Raw genomic sequence first — 17,501 nt, forward strand, 5'->3', positions numbered from 1 at the left:
AAAATAAATCAAATTGGAACCACTCGTATCGATTATTGTACCCTGCTATAATTCTTCAAAGTTTATTAGGGCTACCTTAAATTCTATTATTGCTCAGGATTATAAATCATGGGAATTGATCATCATCGACGATCAATCAACAGATAACACTTGTACCATCGTAGAAGATTTTGCCAGTAAGTATAGCAACATACAATTTATTTCTTTGCCCGAAAATAAAGGGGTTTCAAATGCCAGAAACCTGGGCATGAGCAAATCGAAAGGAAAGTATATTGCTTTTTTAGATAGTGATGATATCTGGCTGGAAAATAAGCTGAGCCGACAAGTAGAATATATGGAAGATAAAATGCTCACCATGACTTTTTGTGCTTATAATAGAATCAACGAGGAAGGAGAAGTTATTTCCGGGGTAACGCCAGCGCCGTTTACTTATAGCTACCATCAATTGTTATCACATAACGTTATTATTTTTTCAACTTCAATGATATTAAGAAGTGCTATCTGCGATTTAAAATTTTCGAAGGCGGGTCACGAAGACTGGATTTTTTTCCTTCAGTTGTTTAAGAAATATAAACTGGGATATGGAATTAACGAACCTTTGGCTTTGTACAGAATTAGGAAAGATTCGCTCTCTTCCAATAAAATGAAAGCCGTGGTTAAAACCTGGAAAATTTTAAGAGAAAGTGAAAAGATAGGTTTGTTAATGTCTATGTATTATTTCAGCAGATATGCCGTTTTAACCGTTTTAAAAAGGTTAAGGTAAATGAAGTTACCGCTTCAATTTAAACCCTAAATTCTTACTGTTTTTATCATGGGTATAATTCCATAACAAGCCCCTGATCACCTGTTTTGCAAGAGACAACTGACGCTTAAATATGAATTTCAAAACTGCTTTAGGGCAGGAAATTAGCGTATAATAAATAGAAAAAAGTATGGTATTTATCAAACCTGTATTTTTCCTCATGAAAAGCATTCTGTTGCGGGTGTGGAAATAGATTTTTAGCGGGCTATCTATACCAACGCTTATTGATTCTTTGTGGTAAACATGGGTTTTTCCTGTAAACCAAACTTGCTTTCCAATTCTTTTGAATTTTTCACACCAATCCAGCTCTTCATAATATAGGAAGTAATTTTCGTCCATTAATCCTGCCATTAATACATCTTCTTTGCGGCACATTACTGCAGCACCATGGCAATATCCGGTTTGATAACTTTTATTGGCATATTGCCCTTTATTCTGGTCCAACTCTCCAATAGTGGAATTTCTGCCAGTAAGGTGATTTACTGGTGTGAAACCTGCATACTGAACCGTATCCTTTCGGTCGAAATATAACAGTAAGGGAGACAGGAGTCCTATATTTTCATTTTGTTCAAATTCGGCACATAGCGTCTCGATACAATCTGCAGGTAACTCGGTATCGTTGTTCAGTAAAAACAAATAATCGCCGTGCGCTTGTTTAATTCCCAGGTTATTACCTCCAGCGAAGCCCAGGTTTTCTATGGATTGGATGTATTTAATGTTTTCAAAGTGAGGTTTAAAAATATGTTCCTGATTTTGTTCTGTTCCATTATCTACAATGATCACTTCAACATTTTTGCCGCTGCAATATTGACTGATTGATTTAAGTAATTCAATCGTTACTGCTTCCTGACGAAAATTGACGGTGATAATGGAAGTGTTAAACATTTTTGCTGTTTGAAATATTGATGTTATTCTAATTGATGAAAATCAGTTAAAATTTATTAAAGACTCGTAACTAATTTTTATTACTGATAATATTACTTTCCACATCATTGATGGCCTGATAAATTTCTTCAGCATTTTTTGCCCAGGTATGGGTATGTGCAAATTTAATTCGCTCATTGGCCAGCGCTGTGCTATGCTCTATTAAGGCTTTTTCTGCTAAAGTTACATAGTCTTCTTTCGTTTCGGCCAGGTATACATGCTGCTCAAAAATACTCATGGCTTCTGTTTTCGTAGCAAGAGTCGGTTTACCCATTGCCAGGTATTCGTCTATTTTTCGGGGATAATTGCCAATGGTAAGCGGATTGATCGTTTGAGGATTTAAACAAACATCAAACCCATTAATGTATGCCGCTAAAGTTTCAGTTCCTTTGCTTCCTAAAAAGTGCACATTGCTTAATTCATGTAATTCACTTTTTTTGAAATCTTCATCTTCTGGTCCAACCAACACAATGCTCCAGTCTGGCCGTGCCTTTGCAAGGTGTAAAAGAATCTGTTCATCAAGTCTTATCGATAATATGGCGCCAACATAGCCCAATATCGGGCCTTTAATAACTGAAAGGTCAGCTGGTACTAATATATCATCAGCCTGTTTAAATAGTTTAAAGTCACAACCTTGCCCAACATAATAAGAATTTGGATTGTATTTTTTGCAATAATTGGCCAGGAAAACAGAATTTGCCACGCAAAGATCACTTTTTTCAATTAACTGCGGCTCCAGGTATTCCCCATGATATTGCCAGTAGGGGGTAGCAATAATGTAATCTCTGGAATAATAAATACTTATTGCTGGCTTTAAAAGTTCCTTTAAATGAAAACTCCTAAAGATATCGTTGTCATTGAATAATATAAAATCATTGAAATTCAATCTCTTTAATGAAACATTGATATCTTTGGCAAATTTCTGATTGTTCCATTTATTTAACCAGCGAAAGATGGGCATCACTTTAATCCAGTTGATGGATTCAATAATTATTTTAGGGTAATAGACCCACAAATTAGGTGCTACTTGTTCCAGTCCTTCTTCTTTACCCGCAATAATCCGCAATCTTTTCTTTACCGATTCAACATTCCTTTGCTGCAAACTTGTCCTTCTATCTAAAGGAGCATTGATGTATAATACCCGGTTGTTTTTACTAAATTCCATTGCCAGGTCTTTGCAGTTGCTGCCAATAGCTGTATCCCAGGGTTGCTGGCCTACTATAATGATGTCTCTGTTTTTTAAAATTGACATTGGCTACTTTTTTATGGTATGTTTTGAAGTGTTAATACCTTTAATAAAACCCAGGATTCCAAAAATTAAGCCTGTAATGGCGAGCAATTCTATTGGCATGATTAATTATTGTCTTTTACCGGTTTATTATAATGTGGCGTTGCCATAAAAGATTTTTTAGCTTTACCAATGCTAAATAAGGCAATCACCATCCCAATCATTGCTCTCGGAATTTGTAATATAGCCAAATAAAGCCGCTTATCCATGTAGAATTTTCGAGGTACAGCTATAAATAATGTGAAACATATACTCAAAAATAAGGTGATCCAAAAGCCATTGCCTGGCCCGATAGGATTAAAAAATGATTGGGCAGCCATAATAAATAACAAGGCCAGCAGCAATATTCTGGGTACTAAGAAGGTTTGTAATGTTTTATTGAAAAACTCTGTATTTCCTTTAAATAACTTCACCAATCCAACCCAGGCATATTCTTTTAAGAACTCTATTTGCGAGGCAATCCATCTCGTTCGCTGATTGGTAAATACCTGCGCATTTTCTACTTTTTCATCATAAACAAAAACATCATTTAAATAAGCCACCCTAACTTTATCATTGGCGATGATAAAATCCATTTTTTTATCTTCTCCAACAGTCTCTCCGATACCACTTAATATTTGATAAAAATAGAAAAAATCGAAAGCTATTCCCGATCCGATCAGTGCGGCAGACAAGCCCATCACTGCATGACCCTTGCGGTAAATTTGATTATTAACTTCTTCATTACAAGCATCTAAAAAAGCAAAACTGCTATCTACATCTTTTGCTGTTCTATGTACCTGAATAACCATATTTCCATTTTGAAAGGAGTGGTTGATGTAGTGTAAACAATCTAAACCCAATACATTATCAACGTCTAATACCATCGCGATATCAAAACCGTTATTTTTAAGTTTTTCCATAGCGAAGCTAAGGGCTTTGCCTTTAGTGCTTTTTTCAAAAGAAACTTCGATAACTGTTGCACCCAATTCATTTAAAATAGCATTGGTTTGTGGCAATAACCCGTCAGCAATTACGATTACTTCAAAGCTTCCGTTATATTGGTGCATAAGTGCAGATTTTACACTTTCGATAATGACTATATTTTCCCGATAGGTTGGAAACAACAGGGCAATTTTTTTATACTCTTTTGCATCTTTTTTTGATTTTGGTAATGGAAACAGGCCAGCAATGGCGAAAAAAGCCAGATACAGACAATTTATAAGCAGGTAGATGCCTAAAATCCAGAAAAATAAATTTAAAATATTAAGTATGATTGTTTCCATTAGATCCAGTTGGTTTTAACTTCTTATCAAGCCATGGAGCAATATATACAAATGACCATGACATAAACATAATTATTGATGAAGGCATTCCATTCATTACTTCGTTTCCATAACTACAAATAAAACAGGCTACTGTTCCTGAAGTGAGGGCAATCATCTTAGCCCTTAACTTTGGATCCTCTATCTTCCAAACGATACCACTGCATTTACCAATAATATAAGAGGTTAAGGCAAACCAAATGAGGAGCCCAACGATGCCATACATTACCCAAACTTTCACCCAATAGCTATCAGGCTGTATGTTGGCTATGGTTTTATCGGAGTTATAAGTGGTTCCGTTCATGCCGCTCATTCCTAACCCAGCACCAAAGGGTAAGTCTTTCAATATTGCTTTTAATTTTTGCTGATTATCCAATCTTACTTTGAAAGAAGCATCTTCAGGATTTAATGCACTACGTAAACGACTAACCTGAAATATATGATCACCTATGTTGGTGTATTTCAATATAAAAAAGCTGCTTGAACAAAAGACAACCCCCACCAGTAATACTTTAAAACTTTTACTTAAAAACAAGGCAGATGAAACGCCTGCGGCCAATGCAAATAACGCACCTCTGGTTCCTGAAATGGCCATTCCATACAAAAACACAAGTGTGAATAATGCGATAATTATTTTTTTTCCAAAACTAAACGGGCCAATGAGTAATGCCATTGAGATCACGGCCATAATGGCTTGTGAGGCACCAAACTGGCCAGCATCCGAATAAATGGAAAAAACCCTCAATTTACCTTTTATAATATGTGTCATCTCATTACCCATTCCCATCCACTGCTGCTCGCCACTGGTAAGCCCTAAATAAAGTTGTTTTACCCCATACAAACAGGCCAGTGAAGAAAACAAGAAAATGAATACAATAAACCTGTTCAAGTCTGCCCGGCTGTTAAATATTAAAAATACTAGGGGGGAAATAAGTAACCAGTTTAAGGCTACAAATCTCAGTTCATTGAACCAGGCAAAAACGCTTCCACTGTATGGATTTAATATTTGAAGGAAACTAATGATGAACCAAATTAATGACAATAGAATATGTTCATTTTTTATGTTTTGCCAATTAAATTTATCCATATTGATCAGTATGCTACACCATGTTAGCAGCAGTAGCGCTTCCAGAGCCAGCCCAACAGGAATCTGCAGAAAAGATTTAACTAAAAATCCAAGAAGAAAGCAATAGGCGAAATAGGCCCAAAAGGCAAGTCGCGGATCTTTAAAAGCATATACCAGAAAAGTACCTAAGGCCGCTATGGCTATTGCAAAGAAGGGACCCAGCAACCCAAATTTACTGATGGAACCTGCCACAACAATTGATAGACACATGGCGACAATAAAAAAGATGATCTTTTTTTTATTATCACTGATATAAGTGTTCAATTTGTCGAGCATTTTATACGCTTATTAAGCTTTAACGCCGCTGATGATCCATCCTGCAAACTTTTGATCTTCATTTAGTTGTACAAGTTTTTCTTGATCCAATTTGTTAATTGAATCGCCGGCCATAAATAAAGCAATGTATTGATCTGTAAAATAGATCCATTCTTTAATGGCAGATAAACTGTTAACCGGATCTAAATACACCAGAACTAAATCAAACTGCGTATTAAAAGCATTAAATATTTGATCTATACCTTCCTGATGTCTATTTTCCAATAGTGACTTACTACCTAAATCATTGCTTAAAAAAGTAATGGATTGATCTGCTGTAATTGATGATCCGGCCAATACATTTCCAAATGACTGATCAGTAGGGATTTTCAACTTTTTCAGCTCGATGGCTATTTCATCATTACCAATGAGTAGAATCTTTTTGCCCAATGATGCAAATGAATAGGTTAGGCCTATTAGGGTGAAAATTGGAGATCTGGAGGATTCTAAACTGGTGATACCTAATACTTTTAGATTTCCGTTATCAAGCAAATGATCAATTTCGAAGCGTAACAAACGTATTTGATCCTTGAATAAAGAAAATTCTTTATCAGGATTTTCTTCCTGCCACAATTTGGCTATCTCTCTGTTTTTTGGTTTGATAAAAGTTAATTCACCAAGTACATTCCCTTTGGTTGCAGCTTTAAGTTCTTTCGCATCATTAATAGAATGATCTAAAAAATAGATAATCAACAATAAGAAGAAACAAATTGCACAACTGGCCACTACGCTTAAAGCCATGTACAACGGTTTCTTTGAGGATTCTGGTTTGGTAGGAACACCTTCTTGTACCATTTGCAAACGTAAGCCGATATTTTTATCCAGGCTGGTTTGGTTGTATCGGCTTAATAATTCAAGATATTCTTTAGTTGCTACATCTGCATTGCGTTCATAATCCTGAACCCCTGCATCAAAAGGAACCATTCCGGTAAACTTTGCATTTAATTTAGCCAATTCCTGGTCGATGTCTTTGATACCTGCAGTTGTTTTTTCGAGGTCTATCCCTAAAGAAATCCGCCGTTGAACCAGTGTTTGTTTTGCAACCAATGGGTCGCTTACGTACTGATCATTTGATTTTAGAAGTTTTGCACTTAGCAATGATTGCAAAGAATCTACTTTCTTTTTATCTGTAGCCTTATAGCCTCCATCCAGATATATATTTTCCGCTACTTCGATTTTGTTTTTTAAATGAATAATGTCTTGATTATCAGAGATGACTTCAGCACCCAGATATTTATCACTAAATCGACCGTCTAGCTTATCATTTACACTTTTTAATGCCGCTAATGCAGCTTGCTTGTCAACTAAAGCCTGGCTTTTTTTATTTTCGTTATCAGTAATTTGTTGATAGATAATTTGCGATTGCTTATCAAGGTTTAATACACCGTTTTTAATTTTATAATCTTTTAACTGGCGTATTCGATCATTCATCACGGCCTCTTTTTTCTGCAAGAGCGAATCCAATACCAGAATGGAAGTATTTTTATTGCTAATCTGATCTAGGCTATAGTTCGTGATAAAATCGTTTGAAAGGGTATTTACCACAAATACAGAAAGTAAGGTGTTAGGAGATAAAAATTCTACTGAAATAAAATCACTATTCTGCTCGTGGGTAATATTAAGTTTTTTGTTCAGGCTCTCCTCATCATAGTTCATAGACATCACAAGGTCGTAAAGCATTAACTTGCCATTGTCTAAAGGTGTTAATACCTCTCTCTTAATTAAACGGCTCTCATATAAATTAATGGCTTCCTGCCTCTGTGCAGCACGTAAGTTTTTTATATCATTACTTAAAGGTTTAAAGGGTGCCTGCGGATTCTTAAGGTCGTGTAAAATCAATCTGTATGACAGCAGACTCATGTTCTTAGGCATTCTCATCACATCAATAATGGTGGTAAACTGTTGGTTCAGTTTTATAATGATATCTGGTCCCGAATAACCTTGTACTTCTGAAGCCACCTGGCGGGATGGATCTAATAAACCTGTAGAAATCTGTGCTACAGATTTATATTCTTTCGGTAGATTTCTAACAAAGAAAAACGTGATCAGGAGTGTCAATACAGGAACTGAAATAATCAGCCACCTGTATTTTCGCATGAGATTTAAAAATTCTTGAATATTCATACTTGTTTATTTCACGTTCTCTAAGGGTTCACCAATTAATGCTTCCAGAGAATCTTTGGCTTTTAATAAGTTAACTTCTGCCAATAACCTTTCTGAGTTAGCATAAGATGTTATCGTCTTCGCTTTAGTATAATCATCCAGGCTTGCTTCACCTTTTTCAAATTTATACCTTAGCCCATCACTCGCTGCTTTATTATCTGTATAAGTTTGCGCTTTAACTTTTAGGTCCGACATCTGACGTAAATATTCATAATAATTTTTTTTTACTTCAGAAGTGAGTAGAATGTCATACTCCTGTGCCTGATAAACCTTTTCATTATGTTCTTCTTTAGCTTGCCTAACATATGCAGGTGTTCTGAATAATATGCCCATATTAAAAAATATACCAAGCTGTAGTCCATTTAAAGTAAAGTTGTTCGTAGTATTTACTTTGTAGGTATTATTGGGGCTATAGTTGTAGGAAGCAGTAAATGCATCTAAATAAGTAGCCCTTGCTACGCCAACCTTAGCTTTTGCACTCAATTCACTGGCTTTGTACATTTTCCGTTTAGGATAGTTTTGTTTAGCCAGTTCAACGTACTTTTCTAAAAGCATATAATTAATATTTCCAATAAAGCTTTCCTGGGCATAAGTATTTACAGAAAATAAGAGAATAGCAAAAAATAGAATGACTCTGTTCATTGTTAGGGATTGCGACTTTGTTTGGGGACGTATAATTTTTGGGTAAAATTAATCCCAAATTTAGTGAATTAGAATCGTGTTTTTCAAATAAAATATTAGCATTTTTAATTGTTGTGATGTCTGCTTTTAAATACAAACTGTTTTTCTTGATCCGTACTACAAATTCATGTTAGTATTTCGAAGATTAGATCAAAAGATAACTATTTTAACATTCGATATTTAATTAAATACCTAGTGATTACTAATATACGGTTATTATTAAAGTAAGAGGAAATTAATAAAAAGATGTAAAAAAAATGATGCACAAATTGTATAAATTTTTAATAATCAGTGATTTATGGTTGATATATCCTGATGGTTTTCATATGTAACTATTAGCGTTGTGGATAATCCCAAAAAAAATCTCTTATCTTGAGCAACAATCTAACCATGATGACCAAATTAAAATACCTCGTTATTAAACTATTTTTTACTTTTGCAATTATATTACTCTGTAAGCTATCGTTTGCAGCGAAAGCAGAATATTATTACCAGATCAAAATCTACCACATTAAAGATGCGTCTCAGGAAAAGACAGTAGATTTTTATTTGGAAAACGCTTATTTACCGGCATTGCACCGATTTGGAATTTCTGGTGTTGGTGTTTTTAAACCCATTCAGAAGGATTCTTCGGAGCAATTAATTTATGTATTCATACCGTTTAAAAAAATCGATCATTACCTGAAACTGGATCAGGCATTGGAAAAAGATCAAGCTTATCTTAATGCAGGGAAGGATTATTTAAATGCGGCATTTAACCAGCCCCCTTTTTTAAGGATAGAGTCTATTCTTTTAAAAGCTTTTGAGGGAATGCCAGTTCCGGCAATACCAAAATTATCATCACCTAAGGCAGAACGGGTTTATGAACTCAGAAGTTATGAAGCGAGTACTGAAAACCTTTCCCTAAATAAAATTTACATGTTTAATGAATTGGAGATTAGTATTTTCACGAAACTTAATTTTAACGCGGTATTCTACGGACAGGTCATTTCAGGAAGTAAAATGCCAAACCTGATGTACCTGACAACATTCAACAATAAGGCCGATCGCGACAATCACTGGACGGCATTCGGACCTGAGTATAAAAAGATAAGTGGGTTGCCTCAATACCAGAATAACGTATCGAAGAATGTAACTACTTTTATTTATCCAACCGATTACTCTGATATATAATTTATTAATTAGGGAAAGGAGAAGCAACGGTGCTAAACCATTCATATTTACCTGGAAACCAGGATTTATAGCTGAACTTTGATATAAATCCTGGTTTTCAAAATGATAGGTCTAGAAATGCTTTGATATTCGGGCCTAATATCTAAACCATCTTTTTCTTGCGAAAGCTAAGGAATTGAACGTTCTATATTTAAATCTGCAAGTTGATCAAAAAGAAAATATGGGTTTTCTTTAAATCTTATAAAATCACGTTCCAACATACCTTTTAAGTTTTCAAGTTCAGCTTGATGGGCAGGATCAGACAGAACATTTTTCCTTTCTAAAGAAATGACATATTCCAAAAGGTTTGCACAGGTGGTAAACTGACCTGTAGTAACAATTTTTTTAAGTAATTCATCTTTTACCTGAATAGCATCGAACCAAAGGGTGGTAGGGGCCAGGCGTGCAATTTCGGCAATGGGATTAATCTTTTCTAAACCCTCTAGCAGAAGTACTTTGTCTGCAGGCGTAGGCAACCATTTTAAGCGCAATTGATTATTAAAGCGGTTGTTCCTGGCGGCTATGTTATAGGTACTTAGTTCGTAAATAAAGTTAGGTACCCGTCTGTTATCCCATTGAGCGTCTTCATAAAAAATCTTGTAAATCAGCCTTCTAACCTGTTTTAAATTAACATCTGATATCATGGTTACTGCAGAAGTTAATCTGGCTTTGATCATTTGCTCAAGCACGTTCAATTTTGTGAACTGCAGATAACCTGCCAGCTTATCCGTAATGATTGCAGAAAAAAACTTTTGAAGACCGAGTTTGACGTAAATAAACTCTTTTAAATCAAAAGCAACGATGTTCCTGATTAGTTTTTTACCTATTGCTGAATAAGCTACAATACTACTTAAGATGGTTAAAGTTGCAGATACACTGGCTAATATGATAAACAGGGTGCTTAAATTAGAATGCTTTAAAAACCACCCTAATCCGGCAAATAAAATGAAAGCAATGGAAAATAGTATGGGCAGGCGTTTAAACGCTCCAGCTATTTTTTTAAATTTTGTTAGATAGTCGTTCAGGTTGTTTTTTTGCCAGCCTTCTTTCTGTTCTACTAAAGGACTTTCATAACTGTCCATAAAGTAACTGGCTACATCGGTAATGATGATGAGGTCAAACGGATCCGGCTTCACCCGGCTTCGTCTTTTTTTATCGGCCAGCATCAGGCTGGAGAGTCCTTGATTATCGGTAATTCCACCATCCATCAATGCAAAAGAATCGATATGGCTATCTTTTTCCTCTTCTGCTGTTAAACCGCCCACTGGTTCAAATGATAAAGGAAAACTTTTTTCGTTGTAATTTTCATAATAAAGCGCAGTTCTCAATTCAGTCGATGTCAATGTATTTTCTGGCGAATCTGCATAACTGAAATCGGATGGATATACGATGGCTTCGAATCCAATCGGAAAGCAGGAGGAAGAAGCCAGAATGTCTCCTAATTTAATTTTCTTGAAGATCTCCAACTGCTTATTGTTAAACCAGAGGTAATTATTACCAATTACCTGATGCTGATTATCTGTGCCATCAGTCTGAAAGCGAAAGCTAAGCCCCCTGTAAAACTCAGTACTATTGAAACAGACTTCCATCTTTTTCCGGTAAGTTTTTTCAAAAAAAACAGACATGGTTTGTTGTTTGAAAAAGATTTGATCGTAAGCCTTCGCAAAGGAATTGATCAAGTTCCGTTGTTTGTTATCAGGTCCTTCCATCCATTGGCGATCGTCATTCAGGGTGGTCAAGGCCAGCTCCACAATTGCCTCGCCATTAAGGTCATGGTATAACTTCTGGTAGAAATCAATAAACTGCAGGTCCTGATGAACACTTCGGGCATAGAGCATGGATGCTATGGTACCTCCAGAAGCTGAGGAAATGAAACTAATCCGGTCGGTTACAGATTGACCATCAATTTTGAGGTTATCCAGGTAACTTAATGAACCTAATGCATAAGATGCTGCCCTAAAGCCTCCACCTGAGAAAGCCATTCCAATATTTTGGAACGGATTTAATTTAATGAGCGTGTCATTCGTCATTTTAATAAGAAATTGAGTAAACGTTAATACCTTATTTCGTTCCCGTATTTAAGGCTAACTAATATAAATATTTATCTAAATAAAATGAACTAATGCGTGTCATGAGAAATAATTTTATTAGGCTAAAATTCTTTGACCTATTTTGAGCGAGCGTAAATTACGATCGGCACTAACCTGGCTTACTATAAAAGCACAAAGCCTCGAAAACAATTAATTTCCGAGGCTTAGCACTAAAACTAAAGAATATGAAAAGAATTACTATCGTTTACCTTGTCTTAATTGCATAAAATTAAACAAGGAAAATGATTATTGAAACAGGTAAACGATGGTTCCGGTTACGTAAGAAGTACCTGAAAAAGATTTTGTTTCCACAATCTGATCATTTACCAGAATTTCAACTTTTACCTCACCCGATCCGATGGTGCTATAACTTATCGCCAGGTTATCTGATTGTTTAACGGTTCTTTTAAATTTAACGGAGTAGGGCAGGCTTACATTATCAACAGATGTATTACCACCGCTGGCGTTGGAATATAATACATCTCCACTATTAACTCCGCTGATTGCAGTAACCCGATATTCTACGTTTACATCTTTTGGATATGAATTACTGTTATCAGGCTGGTCATTACTTTTTGAGCATGATGTAATGAACATCATTAACATTAAACATGGTGCTACGGCAAATTTTAAAAATTTTGTTTTCGATAAATGTTTCATAGATTTTTTGATAAGTGAAGCGCAAAATTATAAGCTTCCATATTGGAAGTCAATACCAGGTTTTTAGGGATTCTATCTACTGGTTTTTTGGTAGATTTTAATCGTTTAAGGAATGATTATAGGGATAATCAATCATGTACCCGATCTCAATTCATCAATTAAAATACCTGAAAACAGGTAGAAAAAAAACAATAAATACTGGTATTTAAATTCGATTATCCTTCCCATAGCTTTGTCTCAAATTCATCTTGCTATCGAACACCATTCAGGATGACAGTCTATCTTTTTTGCAGGTCAGATGGAAATGCGGCTATTTGGTGTTCAGGCTAAATGAGTTTGTATTAATTTGAATCTATAAATAAACATTATAAAAAGTTTAAATATTAATCATATGAATTCAAAAAGCTTTGTTTTAACAGTTGCGGTAACTATTAGCATGGTGTATCAGTCTTTAGCGCAGTATAAAGAACCCGAAGAAAAAGATAAAAAGCAGATTTTCTATCCTGAGGTTGTTTTTGATTCTTTACAAGCAAAAAGCATGCTGGCTAAAGGAACAGGCACGATAAAAGGCGTAGCTTTCACCAAAGCCAAAAATAATATGGGTTTTAGAGCAGGTGCAAGAATTCTGGCGAACCAGATTAAGGTAATTTTATTACCTGTTACACCTTATTTCGAAGCTTGGTATCAATTGAGAAAAGACAAGGAAAACTCTAGAAAAAGAAGATACGTTTATCTGTCTACAGCCGCTTACCGATATAGGCTAGAGGCAATTACCAATAGTGATGGTAAATTTACTTTTCCAGAAATGAAGCCTGGGAAATATTTTTTACAAGGGTTTTTAGACTGGACATCTAATGGCTATTATAATGAATATACCGGAACGGGTTATAATAGTTATGGCGGTCAAACCAATTATTATCAGTCAAAAAAATATTCGGTAGACCACCAAGACAGAATTGAAGAATTTGTAGAGGTTAAGGAAAATGGCGAAGTGGTTAAAGTGAGACTCCACTAAAATATAGTTTGAAATTGTGCTGAAAAAGCGCTTCTCTTTTGTAATTCTGATCATCCAAGGGCTTTCATAGTTTTGGAATGATTGGTTATTATGCCGATCTGTTTTTGTGGTACGGGATTCCTTACCCTAAATACATGTGATCGCCAGTATTCCACGCTTTCCTGATTAAATTCCGGGCATCAAAAAAATGATTTAATGGCCCTTTCCCTTCTCCGGTTTTAACATGCTTACCTTCTATAATGGCTTGCTGAACAAATCCTTTTGCTTTCTCAATTGCCTGGGGCATATTATGACCTAAAGCTATAAAGGCTGCAATGGCTGCAGAAAGGGTGCAACCTGTACCATGAGTGTTACTTGTTTGCACAGCGATAGATGTAAAAATGTGTTCCACACCATTTCGATCCTGGTAAACATCAAAAAGATCAGGCCCATTCAAATGGCCACCTTTAACCAAAACAGCCTTGCATCCGGTTTGGATTATTCGACTGGCTGCCTCTTTCATGTCATCAACAGTGCTGATCTTCATATTGGCTAGTATTTCTGCTTCATCTAAATTTGGAGTAACTAAACTGGTTAAAGGAAATATTGCTTGCTGAAGGCTAACCAGCGTGCCCTGATTGATCAGATGAAAACCACTGGTTGATACCATAACCGGATCTAAAATGACTGGAATGTGAGGATAAGTTTTCAATACCTCAGCTATGGACAGAACTTGATCTGCAGATTGAACGATCCCGATTTTAATTGCCGAAGGTTTAATATCTTCCAAAACAGCTACAACTTGTCCACGTACAATATCAGCTGGAATAGGATGAATAGCTGTTACGCCTAAAGTATTTTGCACCGTAATGGTTGTAATGGCTGACGTGCCATAGCAGCCAAGGGCACTAAAGGTTTTTAAATCGGCCTGTATTCCAGCACCACCTCCGCTATCTGATCCGGCAATGGTTAGTACAGCAATATATTGAAAGGTTTTGCTCATGAAATTCCATCTTTTACACTAAAAATTTTTCCATCGAATAATGGCTTTACGATTTGTATAGCCATTTTACTCCGCTGACCTGTCTGACAGATGAAAACTAGTTTTTGATCCACCGGAAAAGCTGATATATGTTCGTTCAGTTCATATAGAGGAATATTTGTACCACCAATGTTATATTCTTCAAATTCATAGTCTTCGCGTACATCCACTAAAAAAACTTCGTCAGGTATTTTATTCATCCAGCTTTTAAGGAGATCGATTGAAATCTCTTTATCCTCCGGCTCAATGGATTTATTTGCTATCGTTACTGGTGTTTGTGCTATAAGTTTCCTCGAACTGATTTTAAAAATGTTTGTGCTGCAATCCAGTGCATTCATAGTAAGTAATTTTCCGGAAAGTGTTTCGCCGATTTCACTGATCACTTTAATGGCTTCATTGGCCATCAGGGTACCAATAATACCGGGCAGCACACCAATTACACCAATCTCAGCACAGTTAGGTACCTCACCTTCAGATGGAGCTTCTGCAAACAAATCACGGTAATTTGGCCCTTGCTGGTAGTTGAATACAGCTACCTGACCTTCAAATTTAAAGATGGAACCAAAAATAAGCGGTTTATTCAATTGTACACAAGTATCATTAATGAGATATCGGGTAGGAAAATTATCAGAACCATCAATAATCAGGTCATATTGGTAGATCAGTCTTTCCGCATTTTCTAAAATTACCCTTTCCTGGTAGGCTGTTATTTTTACGAAAGGATTGAGATGCCCCAATTTCTCTTTTGCGGTCAACGCTTTGGGTTTGCCCACATCTAAACTATTATACAAGATTTGCCGGTGCAGGTTACTTAAATCCACTACATCATTATCGGCAATGCCAATATGACCAACACCTGCCGCAACCAGATATTGCAGCACCGGGCAACCTACCCCCCCTGCGCCTATCATCAATATACTGGCTTTCTTAAGCTTTTCTTGTCCGGCTATACCCAGTTCAGGCAAAATGATCTGGCGTTGATACTGTTTTAATTCTTCAGGTTTAAGCATTTTTATAAATTAAGCTAAGCAATTGTCCCAATCTTTCCATACAGCTTCATAACCTTGGGCAGCAATCATTGTGGAAATTTCGGCGGGGCTACGTTCATCGCTAATTTCAAACTGTTCCAATGATTCTGGTGCAACCGTATAGCCACCAGGATTGGTTTTTGAGCCTGCACTGATGGAGGTAATACCCAGTTTGATGATATTATTCCTAAATGCTGGTGATTCACGGGTAGAGATAGACAGTTCTACTTCTTCATTAAATAAACGGTAAGCACAGATGAGTTGCACCAGTTCCCGGTCACTCATTTCAACTTTAGGTTCCAATCCACCACTGTAGGGGCGAAGCCTCGGAAAGGAAAGGCTATATTTACTTTGCCAATATTTTTTCTCCAGATAGTGGAGATGAAGTGCTGTGAAAAAACAATCGGTGCGCCAGTCTTCCAAGCCTATTAAAACGCCTAATCCCATTTTGTGGATTTTCGCTTTTCCCAGTCGGTCTGGTGTTTCCACCCGATATTTAAAATTTGATTTTTTCCCTTTAGGGTGGTGCTTCTTGTAATCTTCCTGATGATAGGTTTCCTGGTAAACCAGAATCGTATTTAAGCCAAAGGGAATCAGCTGCTCGTAATCTTTCTGGTCCATTGGCTGAATTTCCATAGATACATGGGCAAAGTGCGGCCTGATGAGTTTTAGCACCTTTTTAAAATAATCGGTATGTACGTTCACATTATCTTCACCAGTAACCAGCAGCACATGTTCATAGCCCATTTCCTTAATGGCAGCCACTTCCTGCATAATCTCCATAGGAGAAAGTGTTTTGCGCCTTACCTTATTATCATAGCTAAAACCGCAATAGGTGCAAATGTTGCTGCATTCGTTTGATAAATATAGCGGAACATACATTTGTAATACCTTGCCGAAACGCTTTTGCGTTAACTGCTGGCTAATCTTAGCCATTTGCTCCAGGTATGGTTCCGCAGCCGGTGAAATGAGTGCTTTAAAATCTTCTAAAGTTCTTTTCGTTGCACACAATGCATGTTCTACATCAGCAGCTGTTTTGGCATAGATACTGGCTTTGGTTTCATTCCAGTTATAGGTTTCAAAAAGATCATTAAAACTATTCATCTAAAAAAGAAGTTAGTGGACTGCTGGCTACAGCATATGAAACAGGTAAGGCTAATTTAGCTTCGTAGGCCATGCGTCCGGCTTCTACAGCCATTTTAAAAGCCACAGCCATTTGTGTCGGATTACTGGAAATCGCAATTGCCGTATTCACCAATACGGCATCGGCACCAATTTCCATGGCACGTGCAGCTTCTGATGGTGAACCAATTCCCGCATCAATAATCACCGGAACATTACTTTGGCTAATGATGATCTCTAAAAAATCGATGGTTTTTAAACCTTTGTTACTGCCAATTGGCGAACCCAGTGGCATCACCGCCGCTGTACCAGCATCTTCCAGGCGTTTACATAAAACCGGATCTGCATGAATATAGGGCAATACGATAAATCCTAGTTTAGCCAGTTCCTCTGTAGCCTTTAAAGTTTCAATAGGATCGGGCATAAGGTATTTCGGATCCGGATGAATTTCGAGTTTAATCCAGTTGGTTTCCAAAGCCTCACGGGCCAATTGCGCTGCAAAAATGGCTTCTTTAGCGTTGCGTACGCCAGAGGTATTAGGTAATAAATTGATGTGCGGATATTTCAGACGGATTAGTAAGTCGTCATGTTCATTGTTCTTAACATCAACCCGTTTAAGGGCTACGGTTACGAGTTCAGATTCTGATGCCAGTAAGGCTTCCTCCATTAAAGCAGCAGAACTGAATTTTCCAGTACCTGTGAACAATCTTGAACTGAAAGTTTTATCAGCTATTTTTAACATTTTGTTTC

General features: G+C 36.5%; 15 protein-coding genes. 3 read left to right on the forward strand and 12 right to left on the reverse strand.

What is annotated here, in order from left to right:
• Positions 1-13: 13 nt before the first annotated feature.
• Positions 14-763, forward strand: coding sequence for a glycosyltransferase family 2 protein (locus tag AN34_RS13080; RefSeq protein WP_051666526.1), 750 nt, complete (start codon positions 14-16; stop codon positions 761-763).
• A gap of 6 nt (positions 764-769) precedes the next feature.
• Here the strand turns inward: AN34_RS13080 and AN34_RS13085 are convergent, their stop codons facing one another.
• From AN34_RS13085 to AN34_RS13110, 6 genes are all read right to left on the reverse strand, one after another.
• Positions 770-1,687, reverse strand: a complete 918-nt coding sequence (locus AN34_RS13085; RefSeq protein WP_029286128.1) for a glycosyltransferase family 2 protein — start codon at positions 1,685-1,687, stop codon at positions 770-772.
• Positions 1,688-1,757: 70 nt separating this feature from the next.
• Positions 1,758-2,978: a glycosyltransferase gene (locus AN34_RS13090; RefSeq protein WP_029286130.1), complete on the reverse strand. Its 1,221-nt coding sequence runs from the start codon at positions 2,976-2,978 to the stop codon at positions 1,758-1,760.
• Positions 2,979-3,079: 101 nt separating this feature from the next.
• On the reverse strand, positions 3,080-4,279 hold the full coding sequence (locus tag AN34_RS13095) for a glycosyltransferase family 2 protein (protein WP_051666528.1): 1,200 nt from the start codon (positions 4,277-4,279) through the stop codon (positions 3,080-3,082).
• On the reverse strand, positions 4,260-5,720 hold the full coding sequence (locus AN34_RS13100; protein ID WP_029286134.1) for an O-antigen ligase family protein: 1,461 nt from the start codon (positions 5,718-5,720) through the stop codon (positions 4,260-4,262). Before AN34_RS13100 ends, AN34_RS13095 begins: the two co-directional genes overlap by 20 nt.
• Before the next feature lie 12 nt (positions 5,721-5,732).
• On the reverse strand, positions 5,733-7,883 hold the full coding sequence (locus AN34_RS13105; RefSeq protein WP_029286136.1) for a hypothetical protein: 2,151 nt from the start codon (positions 7,881-7,883) through the stop codon (positions 5,733-5,735).
• 6 nt (positions 7,884-7,889) lie between these two features.
• Positions 7,890-8,564 (reverse strand): TolC family protein, encoded by a 675-nt coding sequence (locus AN34_RS13110; RefSeq protein WP_029286138.1) that lies wholly within the window; start codon positions 8,562-8,564, stop codon positions 7,890-7,892.
• Positions 8,565-8,975: 411 nt separating this feature from the next.
• On the opposite strand from AN34_RS13110, the gene AN34_RS13115 reads away from it, so the two are divergent.
• Positions 8,976-9,776: an NIPSNAP family protein gene (locus AN34_RS13115; protein ID WP_231625550.1), complete on the forward strand. Its 801-nt coding sequence runs from the start codon at positions 8,976-8,978 to the stop codon at positions 9,774-9,776.
• A gap of 167 nt (positions 9,777-9,943) precedes the next feature.
• Here AN34_RS13115 and AN34_RS13120 read toward each other — a convergent pair whose 3' ends face one another.
• Positions 9,944-11,845: a patatin-like phospholipase family protein gene (locus tag AN34_RS13120; RefSeq protein WP_029286143.1), complete on the reverse strand. Its 1,902-nt coding sequence runs from the start codon at positions 11,843-11,845 to the stop codon at positions 9,944-9,946.
• Positions 11,846-12,151: 306 nt separating this feature from the next.
• On the reverse strand, positions 12,152-12,565 hold the full coding sequence (locus AN34_RS13125; protein WP_055726071.1) for a hypothetical protein: 414 nt from the start codon (positions 12,563-12,565) through the stop codon (positions 12,152-12,154).
• A 391-nt stretch (positions 12,566-12,956) separates the two neighbouring features.
• On the opposite strand from AN34_RS13125, the gene AN34_RS13130 reads away from it, so the two are divergent.
• Positions 12,957-13,580 (forward strand): carboxypeptidase-like regulatory domain-containing protein, encoded by a 624-nt coding sequence (locus tag AN34_RS13130; protein ID WP_051666530.1) that lies wholly within the window; start codon positions 12,957-12,959, stop codon positions 13,578-13,580.
• A gap of 121 nt (positions 13,581-13,701) precedes the next feature.
• Here the strand turns inward: AN34_RS13130 and thiD are convergent, their stop codons facing one another.
• The 4 genes from thiD to AN34_RS13150 are packed head-to-tail and all read right to left on the reverse strand — an operon-like array spanning position 13,702 to position 17,493.
• On the reverse strand, positions 13,702-14,562 hold the full coding sequence (gene thiD, locus AN34_RS13135) for a bifunctional hydroxymethylpyrimidine kinase/phosphomethylpyrimidine kinase (RefSeq protein WP_051666532.1): 861 nt from the start codon (positions 14,560-14,562) through the stop codon (positions 13,702-13,704).
• Positions 14,559-15,611: a HesA/MoeB/ThiF family protein gene (gene moeB / locus AN34_RS13140; RefSeq protein WP_029286151.1), complete on the reverse strand. Its 1,053-nt coding sequence runs from the start codon at positions 15,609-15,611 to the stop codon at positions 14,559-14,561. Before moeB ends, thiD begins: the two co-directional genes overlap by 4 nt.
• Before the next feature lie 9 nt (positions 15,612-15,620).
• A complete protein-coding gene (thiH, locus tag AN34_RS13145) occupies positions 15,621-16,733 on the reverse strand; it encodes a 2-iminoacetate synthase ThiH (RefSeq protein WP_029286154.1) in 1,113 nt (370 codons plus the stop codon).
• Entirely contained in the window at positions 16,726-17,493 is a 768-nt protein-coding gene (locus AN34_RS13150; RefSeq protein WP_029286156.1) for a thiazole synthase, read from the reverse strand. Before AN34_RS13150 ends, thiH begins: the two co-directional genes overlap by 8 nt.
• Between the last annotated feature and the right edge of the window lie 8 nt (positions 17,494-17,501).

Origin of the sequence: Pedobacter sp. R20-19 (genome assembly GCF_000708265.2) — a bacterium.
GTDB lineage: Bacteria > Bacteroidota > Bacteroidia > Sphingobacteriales > Sphingobacteriaceae > Pedobacter.